This is a genomic window from Nocardioides sp. Soil_C_8, from assembly GCF_057656315.1.
On the sequence record NZ_JBDGKQ010000001.1, the window covers coordinates 728,343 to 747,304 of the forward strand.

Here is an 18,962-nt window from a genome sequence, read left to right on the forward strand (position 1 = left end):
GACCCGAGGGTGGAGGCACGGCACGCACCCGTGCCCCGCCACCGAGGAGCCGCAGATGAGCAGCACGCTCGACCCGTCCACCACGTCCGGTCCGCGCCGCGACGCCAGCACCGGTGCACCGACCCGGCCACCCGGCCGCGGATGGGTGCTCGCCGGCCTCGGCGCCGGTCTCACCGGGATCGTCTCCGTGGTCGCCAGCGGCATGGTCGACGCGGTCTACGACCCGGCCACCAGCGGCGACGCGGAGGCCATCGTCGAGGCCACCTCGGAGCTGCTGCCCCAGATCCTCACCTTCCACACCGCCACGATGGTGTCCTGCGCCCTGCTGGTCGTGTTCGCGGCCGGCCTGCACCGGCACCTGCAGCGTCGTACGCACGCCGACAGCATCGTCCCGGGGGTGGCCGCCATCGGGCTGGTGATGGTCTGCGTCGCCCAGCTGATGGGCGCCGGCCTGACCACCGAGTTCGCCTTCGCGGTCTCCGACCCGGACGCCCCCGTCGTACCCGAGACGGTCGCCTTCTTCGGCCACTGGATCGGCACGATCCCGTGGCTGTGGGGCGGCATCGGGCTCACCGCCCTCGCCATGGCGAGCGCCGCGTTCAGCCAGGGTGCGTTCGCGCGCTGGCTCGGCTGGACCAGCCTCGCGCTCGGCGGGATCACCACGCTGTTCCTCGTCAGCCCGGTCCAGTACATGGCTGGCATGACCGGCCCGATCTGGCTCGTCGTTGTCTCCGTGGCGCTCCTGCGCTCGGTGCGCCGGGCCTGAGGTGCGGGCCGCCATGCACGAGACGGGGACGGTGCCCGACTTCGCGTCGTACGTCACCGCCCGCCGGCCCGCCCTGCTCCGCTGGGCACGGTCCGTGGCCGGCGACCCGCACAGCGCCGAGGACCTGCTCCAGGACTCCCTCGTCCGGGTCCTGCCCCGCTGGGACGGCCTGCGCGAGGGCGCCGCCGCCGACGCCTACGTCCGGCGCACCATCACCCGCCAGTACGTCAGCTGGCAGCGCCAGCCGTGGCGACGCGACGAGGTCGCCTCCGCGGACCTCGACGAGGCCGGTCCGTCCAACGACCCCGTCCCTGTCGCAGACGCGTCCGGCCGGCTCTGGGACCTCGTCCTGGGGCTCCCGCCCCAGCAGCGCGCGGCCGTCGCCCTGCGTTACTACGAGCAGCTCAGCGTCGCCGAGACCGCGGCCGTCCTCGGCTGCTCCCCGGGGACCGTCAAGTCCAACACCAGCCGCGGCATCGCGGCGCTCCGCCGGCTCGCCGCCGGACCCGATGACCACCGATGATCTCGAGAGGACACCCCATGCCGTCACCGTCCACCGCCACAGCCGGTTGGCTGCCCGCCGACTTCCGTCACCCGACCCGGGTCGAGGTCCCGTTCGGGCACCACCTGCGCCCGATCCGCGCCGAGGACACCGACCTCGACATGGTGGCCGTCATGGGCTCGCGCGAGCGGCTGTGGACCATCTACGGCGAGGCCTGGGGCTGGCCGCCCGCCGACATGACGCACGAGGCCGACCGCGCCGACCTGGCCCGCCACGCCGCGGAGATGGAGACGCACGAGTCGTTCAACTACGCGCTCCTCGACACCGACGAGACGGCACTGCTGGGGTGCGTCTACATCGACCCGCCGGAGAAGCCGGGAGCCGACGCGGAGATCTCGTGGTGGGTGGTCGACGAGTGCGTGGGCACCGAGCTCGAGGCCGCCCTCGACGAGCTCGTCCCGCGCTGGATCGCCGCGGACTGGCCGCTGGAGCGGCCGCGCTACGTCGGTCGCGACCTCACGTGGGCGGAGTGGCTGTCGCTGCCGGACCTGCCACGGCCGGGCCTGACGTGATCCGCGGGGTGATGCCCGACGTGCTGCCGGAGCAGGCGCCGCCGAGGGTGCCGGCCGCGCGGCGCGAGGTCTCTGCACCTTCACACCCCGTTCTCAGGGCCTCCACAGGGTCCGGGCGCACTGTCGAAGACATGAGCGACGGACAGATCCCCCAGCACGGAGCCCCGCACGACCCCCAGCAGCCGCAGCAGCCCCAGCACCAGCGGCCCGCCGACGACAACCCGTACCAGCGCGCCTCGGCCGGGTGGTCCGGCACCGACACTCACCGCACGCAGCCCGTGCCGCCCACCTACGGCGCGCAGGCCGGGCTGCCCCTCCACCAGCCGACCCAGACGATGCCCCGCCAGGGTGGGCGTGGCCGGGCGGGCCTGGCCGCCGCGGTCGTCGCCACCGCCCTGCTCGTCGGCGGAGGGGCCGGCGTCGGCGGTGCCGCCTGGTGGGACGCCACGCAGGACGGTTCGGGTGGCTCGACGCAGGCGAGCACGGTGTCGACGTCGCAGGTGTCCTCGCAGTCGCAGGCCCCGGCACCCGACGGATCGGTGGAGTCGGTGGCCAAGAAGGTGCTGCCCAGCGTCGTCAAGATCGACGTCACCACCGCCCAGGGCGGCGCGTCGGGCTCGGGCATCATCCTCACTGCCGACGGGACGATCCTGACCAACAACCACGTGGTCGAGGGCGCGGAGCCGGGCAGCCTCACCGTGTCGTTCGACGACGGCACCACCGCCGAGGCGGAGGTGCTGGGCACCGACCCGCTCACCGACACCGCGGTCATCAAGGCCCAGGACGTCTCCGGCCTCACCCCCGCCACGATCGGCAAGTCCGCCAACCTGGGCGTCGGCGAGAGCGTCGTGGCCATCGGGTCGCCGTTCGGCCTCGACGCGACCGTCACCAGCGGCATCGTCAGCGCGCTCGACCGTCCGGTCAACGTCGGCTCCGACGACCAGGGCAACTCCACGACGTACCCCGCGATCCAGACCGACGCCGCGATCAACCCCGGCAACTCGGGCGGTCCGCTGGTCGACCTGACCGGCGCGGTGATCGGGATCAACTCCTCGATCCGCACCGCGGCGTCGCAGTCGCCCTACGGCGGCCAGTCCGAGTCGGGATCGATCGGCCTCGGGTTCGCGATCCCCATCGACGAGGTGATGCCGATCGTGGACCAGATGGCTGCGGGCGAGACCCCCACGCACGCACGGCTCGGCATCCAGGTCGGTGACGTGCAGAGCACCGGCGAGCAGGCCGGCGAGGGCACGGGCGCCGTCGTCCGCGAGGTGACGGCCGGCTCGACCGCCGAGAAGGCGGGCCTCCAGTCCGGCAGCGTGATCACCAAGGTGGACGACCACCGGATCACCGGCGCCGACTCGCTCGTCGCGACGATCCGCTCGTACCGCCCCGGCGACTCGGTGAGCGTCACCTGGACGACCGGCGGCAAGGAGCAGACCGCGAACCTCGTGCTGGACTCCGACGCGACCCAGGGCTGAGCCGCCCGGATCTGCTCGCCGGGTTGGGCCGGCCGCGCCATGATGGTGCGGCCGGCCCTCTGCCGTGCCCGCCCGGATCCCGACCCGAGGAGTCACATGCAGCTCGAGCTCAGCCCTGCCGACGCGGAGTTCCGGACGCGGATGCGGGAGTTCTTCACGACGAAGGTGTCGCAGGAGATCCGCGACACGGTCCTCGACGGACGCCACCTCACGCGCGACCAGATCGTCGAGGCCCAGCAGACCCTCAACGCGGAGGGGCTGGCGGTGCCGCACTGGCCCGTCGAGTGGGGCGGTCAGGACTGGACCGAGCTCCAGCGACACCTGTGGCACGAGGAGATGCAGCGCGCCGGCGTGCCGATCCCGCTGGCCTTCAACGCCTCCATGATCGGGCCGGTCATCGCCCACTTCGGCACGCAGGAGCAGAAGGAGCGCTTCCTGCCCGCGACGGCCAACCTGGACATCTGGTGGTCCCAGGGCTTCTCCGAGCCCGACGCCGGCTCCGACCTCGCGTCCCTGCGCACGACCGCGGTGCGCGACGGGGACGACTGGGTCGTCAACGGCCAGAAGACGTGGACCACGCTCGGCCAGCACGGCGACTGGATCTTCACCCTCGTCCGCACCGACCCCGAGGTGAAGAAGCAGGCCGGCATCTCCCTGCTGCTCATCGACATGACCACGCCGGGCGTCGAGGTGCGGCCGATCGAGCTCATCGACGGCGGCCACGAGGTCAACGAGGTGTGGTTCACCGACGTGCGGGTGCCGGGCGACCTCCTGGTCGGGGAGCTCAACGGCGGGTGGACGATCGCGAAGTTCCTGCTCGGCAACGAACGCGTCGGCGTCGCACCCGTCGGAGCGACCAAGCGGGCGCTGGCCGCGCTGAAGGCGAATGCAGGCGCCCTGATGGACGACCCGCTCGTCCGCGCCCGGGTCGCCGAGCTCGAGACCGAGCTGCTCGCCCTCGAGCTCACCGCGCTGCGCGTGGTGGCGCACTCGTCCGACGGCGCCCCGCACCCCGCCTCGTCGGTGCTCAAGCTCCGCGGCACCGAGCTCCAGCAGGCCGTGAGCGAGCTGGCCCTCGACCTCGCCGGCCCGGCCTCGCTCGCCGCGCGTGCCGGGGACGACTCGCCGCAGGCGGGCTGGGCCCGGCGGTCGGCGCCGACCTACCTGAACCTGCGCAAGGCCTCGATCTACGGCGGGTCCAACGAGATCCAGCGCCAGATCATCAGCCGCACGATCCTGGGACTCTGAGGGGGCTTCGACATGGACTTCACCTACGACGACGAGCAGCAGGCGCTGCGCGAGGCCGTTCGCGGCCTGCTCGCGACGGCGTACGCCGACCACGAGGCGCGGCGGCGCACGGTGGCCGACGACCCGGGATTCGACCGCAGCCTCTGGGGCCGGCTGGCCGAGATGGGCGTCCTCGGGCTGCCGTTCAGCGAAGCGGACGGCGGGGTCGGCGCCGGTCCGGTCGAGATCGGGATCGTGTGCCAGGAGCTGGGCCGCGTGCTCGCCCCGGAGCCCTACCTGGCGGCGGTCGTGCACGCCGGCGGCCTCGTGGCCGCCGTCGGCACGGCCGAGCAGAAGGCCGACCTGCTCGGCCGGCTCAGCGCCGGCAAGGTCGTGCTGGCCGCGGCCGACACCTCCCCCGGCGGCCGCTGGGCGTCGAGCGCGGACGGCGTGCGTGCGTCCGTCTCCGACGGGAGCTGGACCCTCGACGGAGTCGCCGACCCCGTCGTCGGCGGCGCGTCCGCCGACCACCTCGTCGTCACGGCAGCCCTGCCCGAGGGCGGCACGGGCGTGTTCCTGGTGGACGCCTCCGCGGCGTCGGTGACCGGCTACGTCGCGGCCGACCTCACCCGCGCGGCCACGGTCACCTTCGACGGCAGCGCCGCGACGCCGCTGGGCGAGCCGGGCCGCGACCTCTCGGCGAGCATCGCCACGATCAGCGACCTGACCCGCATCATGGGCGCCAACCAGGCGCTCGGGGTGATGCAGAGCCAGGTACGCGCGACCACCGACTACCTCAAGAGCCGCAAGCAGTTCGGCGTCACGCTCAACACCTTCCAGGCCCTCACCTTCCGCGCCGCCGACATGTACGTCTCGCTCGAGCTCGCCCACAGCACCGTCGACTGGGCGACGATGACGATCGCCGGGGGCGACCGCGAGGCCGTCGCCGACGCCGCCGACCGGGTCGGGCTCCAGGTCGCGCGGGCGGCCCGCCACATCGGGCAGGAGGCGATCCAGCTCCACGGCGGCATCGGCATGACCGCCGAGTACGCCGTCGGGGTGGGCACCGCCCACCTCACGGTGCTCGAGCAGTGGCTCGGCAACGCGGGCCACCACCTCACGCGGCTCGCCTCCCGCGTCACCGACCACGAGATGGTCGACGCCGTCTGATGGACCTCTCGCTCACCGAGGAGCAGCAGGCCTTCCGCGACCTCGCGCGCGACTTCCTCGAGCGCGAGGCCGTCCCCCACCGGATGCAGTGGGACCACGACGAGTCCGTCGACCTCGCGATCGTGCCGAAGATGGCCGAGCTCGGCTTCTTCGGGCTCACCATCCCCGAGGACTACGGCGGCGTCGGCGGCGACTACGTCACCTACTCCCTCGCCATGGAGGAGCTCGGCCGCGCCGACTCCGCGCTGCGCGGCATCGTGTCGGTGAGCAGCGGGCTGGTGGGCAAGTCGATCCTCGACCACGGCACCGAGGAGCAGAAGCAGGAGTGGCTGCCCCGCCTCGCCTCCGCCACGGCGCTGGGCTGCTTCGGGCTGACCGAGCCGGGCACCGGGTCCGACGCCGGCAACCTCACCTCCCGGGCGGTCCGCGACGGGGCGGACTGGGTGCTCGACGGCCAGAAGCTGTTCATCACGAACGGCACCTGGGCCGACGTGGCGCTCGTGTTCGCCCGCACGAGCGACGACGGCCCGCGGGGCGTCACGGCGTTCCTCGTCCCGACCGGCTCCCCCGGCTTCGAGGCGCGCGAGGTCACGAACAAGCTCGGGCTGCGCGGCCAGGCGACAGCCGAGCTGTTCCTGTCCGGCGTGCGCGTCCCGGACTCGGCCCGTCTGGGCGAGGTCGGCCAGGGCTTCAAGATCGCGATGGGCACGCTGGACAAGGGCCGGCTCGCGGTCGCCTCCGGCTGCGTCGGGATCGTGCAGGGCTGCCTCGAGGCGTCCGTGGCCTATGCGCGGGAGCGCACGCAGTTCGGCAGGCCCATCGCGGCGTTCCAGCTCGTGCAGGACCTCATCGCCGGCATCTCCCTCGACGCCGACGCCGCGCGGCTGCTGGCGTGGCGGTGCGCCGACCTGGTCGACCGCGGAGAGCCCTTCGGTGTCGCGGCCTCCAAGGCCAAGCTGTTCGCGTCGGAGGCCGCGGTGCGCGCAGCCAACAGCGCGATCCAGGTGCACGGCGGTGCGGGCTACGTCGACGACTTCCCGGTCGCGAAGTACCTCCGGGACGCACGCGTGATGACGCTCTACGAGGGCACGTCGCAGATCCAGAAGCTCATCATCGGCCGCGCCGAGACCGGCATCAGCGCCTTCGGCTGACGTCGTACGCCCTAGGATCCGCGCGTGCCCCTGCCAGCCGTGGTGCCCCCCGTCGCCGGCGCGGTCGTCGCCGCGACGGTCTTCGTCCTCACGGGGCTGGGTGGCAGCCCGACGGCGGCGCGGACGCCTGCTGTTCCCGAGGTGATGGCGGGCTACTCCCACCTGACCGGGTCGGTGTCGTCGTCGCCCCCGGGGCCCGTCGTCGCGCTGTGGCAGCACGGCTACGGAGTCGAGCTCCTCGACTTCCCGCAGGCGGTCGTCCTCGGCGCCGGCGGCGACACCTACCGCCGCGTCGACGTCGCCGAGGAGCGAGCCGGTGGCGAGACCCAGGGCGACCCGGCACCGATGTTGCTCTCCCCCGACGGCACCCGGGTGGCGGTCGGTGACCACGACACCGAGCGACCGGACGTGGTGGTCGTCGACCTGACCACTGGTGGGACGACGAGGCACGCACTGCCCGAGGGACGCAGCGTGGTGCCGGTGGCGTGGTCGAGCGACGGCGAGACCCTCGCCAGCCTGGTGTCGGAGGAGGCGACGAACCCGTACTCCGGCGGCCGGATCACCGGGGCGATCGCCGTGGCCGACCTGACCGACGACTCCGCCGAGGTCCTCGACCTCGACGGGTCCGCCACGGCGGCCGCCTTCTCCCCCGACGGGACCGGGCTCGCCGTCGAGCAGTCGGGCGGTGTCACGGTCGTCGACCTGCAGGACGGCGGTCGACGCAGCGTCGCGGTCGACGGCGTGCTGGCCGGTCCGGCCGCCTGGTCCCCCGACGGCCGGCTGCTCGCCGTGACGACCGTCGAGGGTGCGAGCACGCCACCCGGCGGCGGCGCGCCGGGCAACCCGACCGGACTGTCGTTCGTCGACGCCGTCGGTGGTGCCGGCGCCGTGCCCGATCCGCTGTCGCTCGACCTCACCGGTCCGGGGCGGGTGCTCGGGTGGGCAGGCCCCGACGAGGTGCTGACGGTGCTCGGGGTCGACGGGGTGGACGAGCAGACGCTGTCCGCCGTGCCGCTCGACGGGGCCGAGCCGCGCACCCTCATGCGGATGACGGACCTCGGGTCCTACGGCGTCGGTCGCTTCCAGCTGGCCTCCGCGGTGGCCGGCTCGCTCGAGGTCGTCGAGCCCGACGGCGTGGACCGGGGTCCGTGGCCGTGGGCGCTCCGTGGTGTGCTCGCCGCCCTGGCGGGACTCGTGGTGTGGGGCGTCGCTCGCGTCGCCGTCCGCCGTTCCCGGCCCTAGACCGGGCCCGCCCGCACGACACCGCGCACCTCGTCGAGGTCGAGGTCGAACGGCCCGACCCGGGTGAGCACCCACGACGCCCCACGGCCCAGCCATGGACTGGGGTCCTGGTCGGGCTGGAGGTCGACGACCACGTCGAAGTCCGGCCCCGGGTGGTGGGCGGCGAGGTCCGTGGTGACGGTGTCGAGGTCGGCGGGACCGTCCAGGCCGATGACGAAGAAGCCGTCGTACGACGCCGCGCGCCGCAGCGGCGCACGGTTGCCGTGGCGACCGGCGAGCCAGACGGGCACCCGAGGTGCCGGCCGGAACCGCACGCCCCGCGCGGCAAGGTGCTCACCTTCGTGATCGACGGTCTCGCCGCCCAGCAGCCCGGTCAGGACCGCGAGCCCCTCGTCGAGCATCCGGCCGCGGACCCGCGGGTCCGGCTCGTCGCCGAAGGCGCTGAACTCCCCCACCCAGTCGTCGCCGAGTCCGAGGCCGAGCACGAAGCGGCCACCCGACAGGACGGCCAGGCTTGCGGCCTGCCGCGCCAGCACCTGCGGTCGGCGCCTCGGCAGCGGGGTCACCATCGGTCCGAGCAGCAGCCGCTCGGTGCGCATGGCGATCGCCGCGCAGCACGTCCACGGGTCGGCGATCGCGGCCACCCGGTCGCCGTACAGCAGGTGGTCCCAGACGAAGAAGCCGTCCCAGCCGGCCGCCTCCGCGTCGGCCGCGAGGTCGCCGACGATCCTCGGGTCGGCCAGGGCGTCGAACGGGGCGACGAAGAGTCCGCGACGCGTGGTCATGGCGCCATTCGAGCACGCGGGCCGGGCCGACCCGTCAGCCGGCGTGGCCTTCCGGGTCCTCCTCGGGCTCGAAGGTGCTGCCCTCGTCGCTCATGCCGACCTCGGCGCCGGCACGCTCCTCGGCCTCGTCCTCGGCGCGGTCGACGGCGCCGTCGTGCGATGGGTTGCTCATGCTGGGCCTCCTTGTCTCTGCGGCGCCCGTACCCGGCCCGCGAGCCGCGGATACGCCCGCCCAGCCGCCGAGCCACGCCTCGAGCGTGACGTCGTCGGTCCACGGCCGCAGGGTCGTGGCGAGCGGTGCCCCGGACGGGGCGAGGTCGGGGCGGTCCCACCGTGCGGCACGGCGCCGGAGACGCAGGTCCTGCAGCTCCGCACGACCGCCCGCGACGGCGCGGGACCCCGTGCACCCGCCGAGCCCGTCGAGGAGCGACGCCCACCCCGCCGTGTCCCCGAGGAGGCCTCGGCGCACCTCGAGGTGCAGCCGCGCGGACGCGGGCAGGCCTGCCTCGGCCGGCACCACGCGCACGTCGGTGCCGACCAGCTCGCGGTGCTGCTCGGAGAGGCGTACGACGACTCGCGGCAGCGCCGTCAGCAGCGAGTCGACGGTCACCAGCAGCTCGGCGTCGCCCAGGGTGGACGCGCAGGTGACCACGAGGTCGGCGGGGCCGCGCACGAGGCCGCGCCAGGCGGTGCCCGGGGCCGACGTGCGGTCGGCGACCGCCACGGTCTCGGCCAAACGGTCGGCGCCGTCGCGATCCCGGGCGCCCGCGTCGGGCCCGTCGTGCCAGGCGACGGCGTCGGGCCGGTGCGCCAGCAGGCCACCCGCGGTCCAGGACCGGTGGGCGAAGTCCCAGTCCTCGCCGCCGTAGCTCCGGAAGGTCTCGTCGAACCCGCCGACCTCGTCGTACCACCACCGGCTGCACGCGAGGACGGCGCTGATGACGAACCGGTGGCTGGTGCCGTCGGCGTCGAGCAGGTCGCGCAAGTCGGCGTACGCCTCGCGCAGCCACGCGGGCTCCGTCAGTGCGCGCGTCGGCGCGACCTCCTCGACCGGGTCGCCCGGCGCGGTGCCGGCGAGGTCGGCGTGCCGGCGCCGCCCCACGACGAGGGCCTCCGGGAGGGCCTCGGGAAGCGCGACCATGCGCTCCACGAAGGCCGGCTCCGGAGCGGTGTCGGCGTCGAGGAGCACCAGCACCTCACCGGTGCTGGCCGCCACGCCGAGGTTGCGTGCGGCCGCGGCCCGGAAGCCGTCGTCGGGCTGCCGCACCAGTCGCACGCCCGCGGGCACCTCGGGGGTGCGCCGCGACCCGTCGTCGGCGACGACGACCTCGTCCGGCGGGCGCGTCTGGCGACGCAGCGCCGCGAGGGTGCGATCGAGCTCGGCCTGCTGCTCGAAGTGGGTGACCACCACGGACACCCGTCGCCTCGTCGCGCCGCCGGGAGCGAGGTCCCACCGGTTGCCCGGCACCGACGTGCCGTAGGGCGGGGCGGTCATCCGACCGACGCCCACCACGCGCGGTAGGCGGCAGCGGTGTCCTCGAGGCGCGGTCCGAGGTCGGCCACCGGCGATGTCCAGGTCGAGGTCGGGCGCCGGAGGGCGGCGTCGAGGCAGGGCACCAGGGTGGCGTCGTCGAAGAGGTTGAGGGTGCCGGGCCGGAGCGCGGCCATCTCCCGCGCGTAGGAACCGTCGCGCACGAGCGGCCGCCGACCCGCGGCGATCCAGGAGTTGAGGCTGCCGGACGCGGACACGTTGCGGTGCGCCGTGACGCCGACCGCGACGTCGCGCAGGGCGGCGACGAGGTCGTCCTCCGGCACCCGGCCGGTGACCTCGACCGGCACGCCGCGGGCCCGGCTGGTCCGCACCAACGCCTCGACCTCGTCGGCGTGCCCAGGCGCTGCGTCACCGAGGACGCGCACGGACGCCATCGTCCCGGCGCGGCGCAGTGCGGCGACCGCGCGCACCACCTGCCGGTGGCCCTTGCCGGGATAGACGAAGCCGAACACGCCGACCACCGGGTCCGTCGCGGCGGGTCCGGCCACGGTCCGGCCGGGCGGGCCGGGGTGGCGTTCGACGCCGGACGGGACGGGCACCGGCAGCGGGATCACGGTGCCGCGGGCACCCGACGCGCTCCAGCGGTCCACCAGCGCGTGCTCGTGCCAGGAGTTGGTCGCCCAGGCATGGCTCGCCCGCACGATCCGGCCGTACGCCTCCGCGCGCGCCGCGAACACCGGGCCGTCGGTCGGCTGCGGGACGTCGTGCAACGTGACCGTCAGGCGCACGCGCCGGGCGAGCTGCTCGACCGCCGCAGCCGCGTCGAGGGGGTCGCGGCCCAGCAGCCGGTCGGTCAGGTGCAGGTGCACCGCCGCCCCCGGCACCAGCTCGGCGACGTCGCGGACGACGGGTGCGCGGGCAGCGCCGGCCACCTCTCCGGCGTACCGGGTCACCCCGTGCGTGTCGGGGCCGAGCAGCAGGTGGTGGGGTGCGACGGGATCCGTGTCGCGGAGGTGGGAGGCCGGCCTGAGCACGCGCTCATCCTGCCGACGTTGGACAAACCCGACCTCCCCCCAAGGCGTGGGGTACGGATCAGCGGTCCAGCTTCTTCTGGAAGTCACCCAGCCGTGCGACCGGTCGGAAGCCGAGCGCCTCGTTGACGCCGATCATGTGGCGGTTGACCTCGGCGTTGTAGGTGGTCAGCCGGGTGACGTCGGGACGCTCGCGCTGGAGCAGCCGCAGGTTGGCGACCTTGACCGCCACACCGAGCCGGTGGCCCCGGTGCTCACGGCGCACGAGCGTGCCCCACTGGTAGGCGCGTCCGGCCTCGTGGAGGGTCGTGGCCAGGTCGGAGTAGGCCACCACCTCGCCCGAGGACGACAGCGCGACGGTGTTGTACTTCGTCCGCCCCTGCCTGGCGAGGGTGTCCTCGCGCTCGCGGACGGCGTCGGTGCTGACCGCCTCCGGCTCGAGCTCGAGGTCGCCCGTGGGCGCCTCGGTCGCCAGGATGGAGGTGATCTCGGCCCACCCCTGCAGCAGGTCGTCGGGCACCGGGCCGCTCCAGGACCGCAGCGTGTACGCCGGGTGCGCGCGCGCCGCCGCGTCGGCGAGCTCCGCGAGCAGGTCGTCGTCGACCGGCAGCCGCAGCTCGCGCTGCACCTCCGACAGGGCCAGGCCGTAGCCGCGGGCCCGCGCGAACTCCGGGCCCGGTGCACGCTCGCCGCGCGGTCCGGCGTCGTAGGGCCACGACGAGAGGCCGGTCAGCACCCGACGCCCCCGCGAGCGTGCCTCGTCCTCGAGCAGGGCCAGCAGGGCCGACCCGGTGCCGACGCGCCGGTGCTGCGGCAGGACGTGGACGTCGAGCTCGGCGAGCCCGAGGTTGTCGAGCAGCGGCGTCCGCAGCCAGCCCGCCCCGACGGTCGTCCCGTCCGCGACGGCCACCCAGGCGCCCGACCAGTCGTGGCTCCCGCCGCCCTGCATCCTCGCCCGCAGCTCCTCGAGCTGCCAGGTCGTCGCCACCTCGCCCAGCTCGTGCTGCGTCGAGACCTCGTAGACGCGGTGCCAGGCCGCGAAGGCAGCGTCGTCGGCCGGGTCGACCGGCGCGATGTCGAGGCTCATCGGGCGCGCGTCACCCGGCCCTCGTCCCACACCGGGCCGTCGGACTCGTAGACCTCGCCGTCGGCGCCGTAGACCAGGAAGCGGTCGAAGCCGCGGGCGAACCAGCGGTCGTGCGTCACCGCGAGCACCGTTCCCTCGAAGGCCTCGAGCCCGGCCTCGAGCGCCTCGGCGGACTGCACGTCGAGGTTGTCGGTCGGCTCGTCGAGGAGCAGGAGCGTCGCCCCGGACAGCTCGAGGAGCAGGATCTGGAACCGCGCCTGCTGCCCACCGCTGAGGGACTCGAACTTCTGCTCGCCGGCGTGGGCCAGCTCGTAGCGGTCGAGCACGCGGCTCGCCGCCTCGCGCCCCATCCCGTCACGGTGGTCGTCGCCGCGGTGCAGGATCTCCAGCAGGGTGCGGCCGACGAGCTCGGGGTGCTCGTGCGTCTGCACGAACCACCCCGGCCGCACGCGTGCCCCGAGCTTGGCGCTGCCGGTGTGCGCGACCGGCGCCGGAGGTACGCCGACGGGCTGGTGCTCGATGTCGGGGTCGCTGCCGCCTGCGGCGAGCAACCGGAGGAAGTGTGACTTGCCGGACCCGTTGGAGCCGAGCACCGCCACCCGCTCGCCGTACCAGACCTCGAGGTCGAACGGCTTCATCAGGTGGGTCAGCTCGAGGTCGGTGCACACGACGGCGCGCTTGCCCGTGCGTCCGCCCTTGAGCCGCATCTTCACCTGCTGCTCGCGCGGCTGCTCGGTCGGCGGCCCGGCCTCCTCGAACTTCTTCAGCCGGGTCTGGGCGGCCTGGTAGCGGCTCGCCATGTCGGAGTTGTAGGCCGCCTTCTGCTTGTACATCAGCATCTGGGCGCGCAGCTTGGCGTACTCCTCGTCCCAGCGGCGGCGCAGCTCCTCGAAGCGCTCGAAGCGCTCGGCGCGTGCCTCGTGGTAGCTCGCGAAGCCACCCGGGTGGGTCCACACGAGGTTGCCGGCGCTGCCGAGCTCGACCGTCACGATCCGGGTGGCGGTGTTGTTGAGCAGCTCGCGGTCGTGGCTGATGAAGAGGATCGTCTTGGGCGACTCGCGGATCCGCTCCTCGAGCCACATCTTGCCCGGCACGTCGAGGTAGTTGTCCGGCTCGTCGAGCAGCAGCACCTGGTCGGGCCCCTGGAGCAGGTACTCCAGCACGAGCCGCTTCTGCTCGCCGCCCGACAGCGTGGTGAGCGCGCGGTAGCGGGCGCGGTCGTAGGGCATCCCCATCGCCGCGGTGGTGACCTTGTCCCACACGACCTCGAGGTCGTAGCCCCCGACGTCGCCGTAGTGCCCCAGCGCCTCGGCGTACGCCATCTGCACCGGCTCGCTGTCGTCGTCCATCAGCCGCAGCTCCTGGGCCGCCACCTCCTCGGACCACCGGCGTACGTCGGCCGGCGCGACCGAGAGCAACAGGTCGGCGACGGTCTCGTCGGCTCCCCCGTGGCCGACGAACTGCCGCATGACCCCCAGGCCGCCCGAACGGGTCACGACGCCCGCGTGGGGCTTGAGGTCACCGGTGACGATCCGCAGCAGCGTGGTCTTGCCCGCGCCGTTGGCACCCACCAGAGCGACCTTCTGCCCGTCGCCCACGCGGAAGCTGACGTCGTCGAGCAGCACCCGCCCGTCCGGCAGCTCGTACCTCACTCCAGCAACGTCCACGTGTCCCACGGGCTGATTCTCGCAAGCCACCCCCTCCCCCGTCGCGTGGTTATCCCGTCGCCCGCCTCCGCTGGTCGAGGAGGGACTCTGCGCTGGTCGAGGAAGGACGAAGCCCGTCACGAGACCAAGCCGAGAAGGCGGGCCACCAACCGTCCACAGCCATAGCGGCTGTCGGTGGCCGTCGGTAGAATCGAACACATGATCGAGACGCTGGCAGGCCGCGGAGCAGGTGAGGTCGAGGACCTCACCGCCTCGGGGTTGCTGCGTGCGATCCGGGCCCGACGTCTCGACGAGGAGCGCGCGGCGGCCGACCAGCTGGTCCTCGCCGCGCGGTGGGCCGACCTGCACCCGCCGGAATCGATCCACGACGCGGCAGCCTTCACCGTCCCCGGCTCCGAGCACGAGGAGCCCATCGCGGGCGACGGTGCGCCGCTGGTCGCGGAGTTCTGCCTCGCCGAGCTCGGCGGCGTCCTCGGGGTCTCGACGACCGCGGCGAAGAAGCTCGTCGGCCACGCCCTCGAGCTGCGCCACCGCCTCCCTCGACTGTGGGCGCAGGTCCAGGCCGGGCGGGTGCCGGCGTGGCGTGCCCGCTCGGTCGCCGAGACCACCATCCACGCCACCCCCAGGCTGACGCGGGAGGCCGCCGGGTTCGTGGACGCGCAGGTCGCAGCGGTCGCGGGGCGGGTCGGTCCGGCGCAGCTGGACCGCCTCGTCGCGGAGGCGATCAAGCGCTACGACCTCGCCGAGGCGGACCCGACCGCGGACCCGGAGGACGGCTACCTGTCGGTCGACCCCCGCCACGTCACCCTCCACGACGACGACGTGCACTACGCCGGCACCATGCGGATCGAGGCCGAGGTCGACATCGCCGACGCCCTCGACCTCGACCGCGCCCTCGCCCACGGCGCCGCCACCTTGAAGGCCCTCGGGTCGGACGCCTCGCTCGGAGCGCGCCGCTCGGCTGCGCTGGGCAACCTCGCCCGCACCCAGACCGCCCTCGACCTCCACACCCAGGACGCCGGGGCGGGTGCCGACCGTGAGCACCTCCCCGCCGCGCGGGAGGTCGTCCTCCACGCCCACTTCGACGCCATCCACTCCGGAGACACCACGGTCTTCGGTCCCACCGGCCGGATGGAGCAGGGCCAGCGGCTGATCCTGCTCGACCAGATCCGCGACTGGTGCGGCGACTCCCGCACCAAGGTCACCATCAAGCCGGTCATCGACCTCAACGCCCAGCTGCACACCGAGGCGTACGAGGTCCCCGACCGCATCCGGGAGCAGATCATTCTGCGCGATCGGACCTGCGTGTTCCCGTGGTGCACCCGTCCCGCACGGGGCTGCGACATCGACCACGTCACCGAGTTCGACCATCAGGCAGAGGCGGAAGGCCGACCACAACCTGGCCCCACCAACACCCGCAATCTCGCCGCACTCTGCAGGTTCCACCACCGGTTGAAGACCCACACAGCATGGCGCTACCGGATGACCAGCAACGGCTGCTTTGAGTGGACCAGCCCGCATGGGCACCGCTACCGACGCGACCGCACCGGCACCAGCCCCATCGACCCGCCAGCCGATGATCCACCCGACATCCCACGACCGCGCCGGCCATGACCCCGCCCCACACCCCGCCATCCATCGGGTGGCGGGGCCGCAGGCACGTCTACGGCCCGTGAAGCGGTCGCCGTCGGCCTGTTCGAGGGTGTGACGAAGAAGCGACCGGGCATCATCACGTCCAGACTTGGATCGAACCCCCACGGCCGGCGCTGAGCCGGGGACGCGTACTGCTGACGTGGGTCATGGCTCCGCGAGGACGAGGTCCACCGCCACGACCTGGCCGACGTCGTTGACAGCGAGCCGCACGGCCCAGTACGACGCGCAGTCCAGTTCCTCGTCGGGCGTGATGGTCACGGCCGCTACGCCACCGACCTGGCGGGCGTCGAACGGCTCGGGGTGAGCACACGCGTGGGCCGGAGCATCGCCGGCGATCGCCACCGGTCCGGGCCAGCTCGAGATCACCTCCAGCGCCGAGAACGGACACAATCGTCCGGCATAGGAGCCGGCCGGCGGGCACACACCCCATGCCGACCGGTCCGTCGGCTCCTCAGCGATGCCGCGGCGGACTCCTCCGAGGAACAGGGTGATCGGCGTGTCGGCCGGCAGTCCGGGCAGGTCGCCGCGCGCGAAGGCGACGAGCTTGCCTCCCGCTCGGCGCAGGACGTCGGAAGGCTCCCACAACCCGAGACCGCATGCTGACCCGGGCGAGCGGTTGACCACCAACGTGACCGTGGAGCCAGCGGCCACGTCACGCTTCCAGGCCGGGCGCTGTTCCAGCACCTCGCCGTGGGGGACGCACGCGCTGCCGCGCACGTCGACGACTTCTACCTCGAGGCCCATCCCTCCCAGGGTGCGCCGCGCCTGACGTACCGGCTGCCCGGTCACCTGGGGCAGGGCCAGGGGTTCGACCTCCGCGACCTCGGCTCGCACCGAGTCGCCGGCCGCCGGTGTCGCAGGATTGTCAGAGCCCGGCGCTTCCGGGCTGGAGCATGCAGCCACGACGACGACCACCACCGACAGCAGCACGAGGACCTGACCCAGGTCCGGGCGGCTCGCCCTGCGTGCCTCCTCCGTCCCGTGACCCATGGGTGGAGGCTAGTCAGCAGAGGTCGCAGAACTGCGGCGATGCTGCCTTCGGCTGGAGGAGGACCGCCCACTGGTCCAGACCACCAGTAGGGTGCTGATCCATGGCGACTCCCTCGACGACCGAGCAGTCCACCGTCCCCCGCTGGAAGATCGTCGGTCCCGGCCTGGTGGTCGCGGCCACCGGCGTCGGCGCCGCCGACCTGGTGGCGACGCTGATCGCGGGCCAGAAGTTCGGCTACACGCTGCTGTGGTGCGTGGTCGTGGGATGCGTCATGAAGATCGTGCTGGTCGAGGGCGCGGGCCGCTACTCGTTGGCGACCGGCCGGACCATCTTCGAGGGCTGGCGCTCGCTGGGCGCCTGGACGACCTGGTACTTCGGGCCGTACATCGTGATCTGGGGCTTCGTCTACGGTGCCGCCGCCATGGCCGGCACGGGCCTCGCGCTGCAGGGCCTGCTCGGCGGCCTCTCCACGACCTGGTGGGGCATCCTGTCCGGCGTCCTCGGCCTCGTGCTGGTGTGGACCGGGCGCTACGGCGTCTTCGAGAAGGTGCTCGCCGCCTTCGTCGGCATCATGTTCGTGACCATGGTCGGCGCCGCCCTGCTGACGCTGCCGAACCTCGGCGAGCTGCTGACCGGCCTCGCGCCACGCATCCCCGACGGCGGGCTCGTCAACACCCTCGCCCTCGCCGGTGGCGTCGGCGGCACCATCACCCTCGCGGCGTACGGCTACTGGCTGCGCGAGAAGGGCTGGGACACCCCCCGCTACATGCGGGTCATGCGGATCGACAACAGCGTCGCCTACGTCGTCACCGGCATCTTCGTCCTCGCCACGCTCGTCGTCGGCGCCGAGCTGCTCTACTCCACGAGCGTCGCCATCGAGAGCGGCGACCAGGGGCTCGTCGACCTCGGTGTCGTGCTGCAGGACCGCTACGGCCAGTGGGCCGGCAAGCTCTTCCTGCTCGGCTTCTGGGCCGCGGCCATGTCGTCGCTCGTCGGCGTCTGGAACGGCGTCAGCCTGATGTTCGCCGACTTCATGACCCACGTGACCAACGGCGATGCGGACGACGCCCGCGCCGGCGGCAAGTGGTACCGCGCCTACATCCTGTGGCTCACCTTCCCGCCGATGGTGATGATGTTCCTCGGCAAGCCGGTGTGGCTGATCCTCGCCTACGGCGTCCTCGGCGCGTTCTTCATGCCGTTCCTCGCGATCACGCTGCTGTGGCTGCTCAACACCGATCGCACGCCTGCCGAGTGGCGCAACAAGCTGCACTCCAACGTGCTCATGGCGCTGTGTGCCCTCGCGTTCATCGCGCTGTGCGTCAACGAGGTCCGCAAGGCCGTCGCCGGCGGCTGAGCGCGCGGCGCCTCACGCGCCGGTGGGGTGCCTGACCCAGACGTTGGGCTCGACGTACGTCGCGGTGCCGTGCTCGGCGTCGCACATGACGGGCGCCAGCGCACCGGGTACGACGACGGGGCCCGTGATGTCGAACGGCAGCCCGGTCCACTCCCGCCACTCCTCGACCGTGCCCGGGATGACCATGGAGCGCGGCGCCACCCGATCGATGCGGCCGCCGGCCCGGACGTGGACGCGCAGCCAGGGGTCGACGGGGAGCCCGTCGTCGCGGGTGCGGGAGGCGTAGTCCGCCATCGGCTCGTGCACGTCGGCCTTGCCGTTGGGGCGGACGGGGGCGAGCAGCTCGGAGAAGCCGAGCCGGGCAGCGTTGTCGCGCAGGGCGGCGACGATGCGGCCCGACAGACCGGATCCCTGCAGGCCCGGCTCAATCGCGATCTCGACTGCCGACACGGCGTCGGGCTCGTCCCCCCACAGCTCCGTCAGCAGCCCGCTGCGGATCGCGAAGTCCCAGCCCGCGTCGGGCAGCTCGCCCTCGGGGAGCTGGAACGGCACCGAGTGCGCCTTGGCGACCATCCGCCCGGACTCGTCGAGGCAGACGAGGACGAACTCGCGGAAGTGCTCGAGCGAGGCGTAGTAGCCGTTGCCGATCGGGTCGTGCTTCATGAACTCGGGCCACGACGTCTCCATGTCCCAGAAGGTGTCCATGAGCTCGGGGCGCTCGGCGAGGGTGAACATCTCGAGGTGCATGGCGTCATCCTCGCCGAGCCGCACCGCCGGCGCCGGCGTTTTCC

17 protein-coding genes are annotated in these 18,962 nt (G+C 73.4%); 10 read left to right on the top strand and 7 right to left on the bottom strand.

Annotated elements, in window-relative coordinates:
• Positions 1-55 precede the first annotated feature (55 nt).
• From AC3A3L_RS03565 to AC3A3L_RS03600, 8 genes are all read left to right on the top strand, one after another.
• Positions 56-766, top strand: coding sequence for a hypothetical protein (locus AC3A3L_RS03565; protein WP_487638662.1), 711 nt, complete (start codon positions 56-58; stop codon positions 764-766).
• A 13-nt stretch (positions 767-779) separates the two neighbouring features.
• Positions 780-1,289 (top strand): SigE family RNA polymerase sigma factor, encoded by a 510-nt coding sequence (locus tag AC3A3L_RS03570; protein ID WP_487638663.1) that lies wholly within the window; start codon positions 780-782, stop codon positions 1,287-1,289.
• Between the two features lie 17 nt (positions 1,290-1,306).
• Positions 1,307-1,840 (top strand): GNAT family N-acetyltransferase, encoded by a 534-nt coding sequence (locus AC3A3L_RS03575; RefSeq protein ID WP_487638664.1) that lies wholly within the window; start codon positions 1,307-1,309, stop codon positions 1,838-1,840.
• Positions 1,841-1,971: 131 nt separating this feature from the next.
• Entirely contained in the window at positions 1,972-3,321 is a 1,350-nt protein-coding gene (locus AC3A3L_RS03580; RefSeq protein ID WP_487638665.1) for a S1C family serine protease, read from the top strand.
• 96 nt (positions 3,322-3,417) lie between these two features.
• Positions 3,418-4,569, top strand: a complete 1,152-nt coding sequence (locus tag AC3A3L_RS03585) for an acyl-CoA dehydrogenase family protein (RefSeq protein ID WP_487638666.1) — start codon at positions 3,418-3,420, stop codon at positions 4,567-4,569.
• 12 nt (positions 4,570-4,581) lie between these two features.
• A complete protein-coding gene (locus AC3A3L_RS03590) occupies positions 4,582-5,718 on the top strand; it encodes an acyl-CoA dehydrogenase family protein (RefSeq protein ID WP_487638667.1) in 1,137 nt (378 codons plus the stop codon).
• Positions 5,718-6,869, top strand: a complete 1,152-nt coding sequence (locus AC3A3L_RS03595) for an acyl-CoA dehydrogenase family protein (RefSeq protein WP_487638668.1) — start codon at positions 5,718-5,720, stop codon at positions 6,867-6,869. Before AC3A3L_RS03590 ends, AC3A3L_RS03595 begins: the two co-directional genes overlap by 1 nt.
• Positions 6,870-6,893: 24 nt before the next feature.
• Positions 6,894-8,111: a hypothetical protein gene (locus AC3A3L_RS03600; RefSeq protein ID WP_487638669.1), complete on the top strand. Its 1,218-nt coding sequence runs from the start codon at positions 6,894-6,896 to the stop codon at positions 8,109-8,111.
• Here the strand turns inward: AC3A3L_RS03600 and AC3A3L_RS03605 are convergent.
• From AC3A3L_RS03605 to AC3A3L_RS03625, 5 genes are read right to left on the bottom strand one after another with little or no spacing between them, the layout of a single operon-like run.
• The gene (locus AC3A3L_RS03605; protein WP_487638670.1) at positions 8,108-8,896 is read right to left on the bottom strand and encodes an LLM class flavin-dependent oxidoreductase; all 789 of its coding nucleotides are present in this window, start codon (positions 8,894-8,896) and stop codon (positions 8,108-8,110) included. The two genes, AC3A3L_RS03600 and AC3A3L_RS03605, sit on opposite strands and share 4 nt — an antisense overlap.
• 34 nt (positions 8,897-8,930) lie before the next feature.
• Complete coding sequence (locus AC3A3L_RS03610; RefSeq protein ID WP_487638671.1) at positions 8,931-10,391, bottom strand: glycosyltransferase; 1,461 nt, start codon at positions 10,389-10,391, stop codon at positions 8,931-8,933.
• A complete protein-coding gene (locus AC3A3L_RS03615) occupies positions 10,388-11,422 on the bottom strand; it encodes a glycosyltransferase family protein (protein ID WP_487638672.1) in 1,035 nt (344 codons plus the stop codon). The genes AC3A3L_RS03610 and AC3A3L_RS03615 overlap by 4 nt, the downstream gene beginning before the upstream one ends.
• Before the next feature lie 58 nt (positions 11,423-11,480).
• Positions 11,481-12,506, bottom strand: a complete 1,026-nt coding sequence (locus AC3A3L_RS03620; RefSeq protein WP_487638673.1) for a GNAT family N-acetyltransferase — start codon at positions 12,504-12,506, stop codon at positions 11,481-11,483.
• Entirely contained in the window at positions 12,503-14,182 is a 1,680-nt protein-coding gene (locus AC3A3L_RS03625) for an ABC-F family ATP-binding cassette domain-containing protein (protein WP_487638674.1), read from the bottom strand. Before AC3A3L_RS03625 ends, AC3A3L_RS03620 begins: the two co-directional genes overlap by 4 nt.
• A 189-nt stretch (positions 14,183-14,371) precedes the next feature.
• On the opposite strand from AC3A3L_RS03625, the gene AC3A3L_RS03630 reads away from it, so the two are divergent.
• Positions 14,372-15,787 carry an HNH endonuclease signature motif containing protein gene (locus AC3A3L_RS03630; RefSeq protein ID WP_487638675.1) on the top strand — a complete coding sequence of 472 codons (1,416 nt, stop codon included), beginning with the start codon at positions 14,372-14,374 and terminating at the stop codon, positions 15,785-15,787.
• A 183-nt stretch (positions 15,788-15,970) separates the two neighbouring features.
• Here AC3A3L_RS03630 and AC3A3L_RS03635 read toward each other — a convergent pair whose 3' ends face one another.
• Positions 15,971-16,744, bottom strand: a complete 774-nt coding sequence (locus AC3A3L_RS03635) for a PASTA domain-containing protein (RefSeq protein ID WP_487638676.1) — start codon at positions 16,742-16,744, stop codon at positions 15,971-15,973.
• A gap of 173 nt (positions 16,745-16,917) precedes the next feature.
• Between AC3A3L_RS03635 and AC3A3L_RS03640 the strand changes: the two genes are divergently transcribed.
• Positions 16,918-18,171 carry an Nramp family divalent metal transporter gene (locus AC3A3L_RS03640; protein ID WP_487638677.1) on the top strand — a complete coding sequence of 418 codons (1,254 nt, stop codon included), beginning with the start codon at positions 16,918-16,920 and terminating at the stop codon, positions 18,169-18,171.
• A 12-nt stretch (positions 18,172-18,183) separates the two neighbouring features.
• On the opposite strand, the gene AC3A3L_RS03645 is transcribed toward AC3A3L_RS03640, so the two are convergent.
• Positions 18,184-18,918, bottom strand: coding sequence for an N-acetyltransferase (locus AC3A3L_RS03645; protein ID WP_487638678.1), 735 nt, complete (start codon positions 18,916-18,918; stop codon positions 18,184-18,186).
• Positions 18,919-18,962 lie beyond the last annotated feature (44 nt).

Coding starts and splice junctions, on each gene's coding strand:
- AC3A3L_RS03565 (WP_487638662.1), top strand. CDS start 56: ATGAGCAGCACGCTCGACCCGTCCACCACGTCCGGTCCGCGCCGCGAC.
- AC3A3L_RS03570 (WP_487638663.1), top strand. CDS start 780: ATGCACGAGACGGGGACGGTGCCCGACTTCGCGTCGTACGTCACCGCC.
- AC3A3L_RS03575 (WP_487638664.1), top strand. CDS start 1,307: ATGCCGTCACCGTCCACCGCCACAGCCGGTTGGCTGCCCGCCGACTTC.
- AC3A3L_RS03580 (WP_487638665.1), top strand. CDS start 1,972: ATGAGCGACGGACAGATCCCCCAGCACGGAGCCCCGCACGACCCCCAG.
- AC3A3L_RS03585 (WP_487638666.1), top strand. CDS start 3,418: ATGCAGCTCGAGCTCAGCCCTGCCGACGCGGAGTTCCGGACGCGGATG.
- AC3A3L_RS03590 (WP_487638667.1), top strand. CDS start 4,582: ATGGACTTCACCTACGACGACGAGCAGCAGGCGCTGCGCGAGGCCGTT.
- AC3A3L_RS03595 (WP_487638668.1), top strand. CDS start 5,718: ATGGACCTCTCGCTCACCGAGGAGCAGCAGGCCTTCCGCGACCTCGCG.
- AC3A3L_RS03605 (WP_487638670.1), bottom strand. CDS start 8,896: ATGACCACGCGTCGCGGACTCTTCGTCGCCCCGTTCGACGCCCTGGCC.
- AC3A3L_RS03610 (WP_487638671.1), bottom strand. CDS start 10,391: ATGACCGCCCCGCCCTACGGCACGTCGGTGCCGGGCAACCGGTGGGAC.
- AC3A3L_RS03620 (WP_487638673.1), bottom strand. CDS start 12,506: ATGAGCCTCGACATCGCGCCGGTCGACCCGGCCGACGACGCTGCCTTC.
- AC3A3L_RS03630 (WP_487638675.1), top strand. CDS start 14,372: ATGATCGAGACGCTGGCAGGCCGCGGAGCAGGTGAGGTCGAGGACCTC.
- AC3A3L_RS03640 (WP_487638677.1), top strand. CDS start 16,918: ATGGCGACTCCCTCGACGACCGAGCAGTCCACCGTCCCCCGCTGGAAG.
- AC3A3L_RS03645 (WP_487638678.1), bottom strand. CDS start 18,918: ATGCACCTCGAGATGTTCACCCTCGCCGAGCGCCCCGAGCTCATGGAC.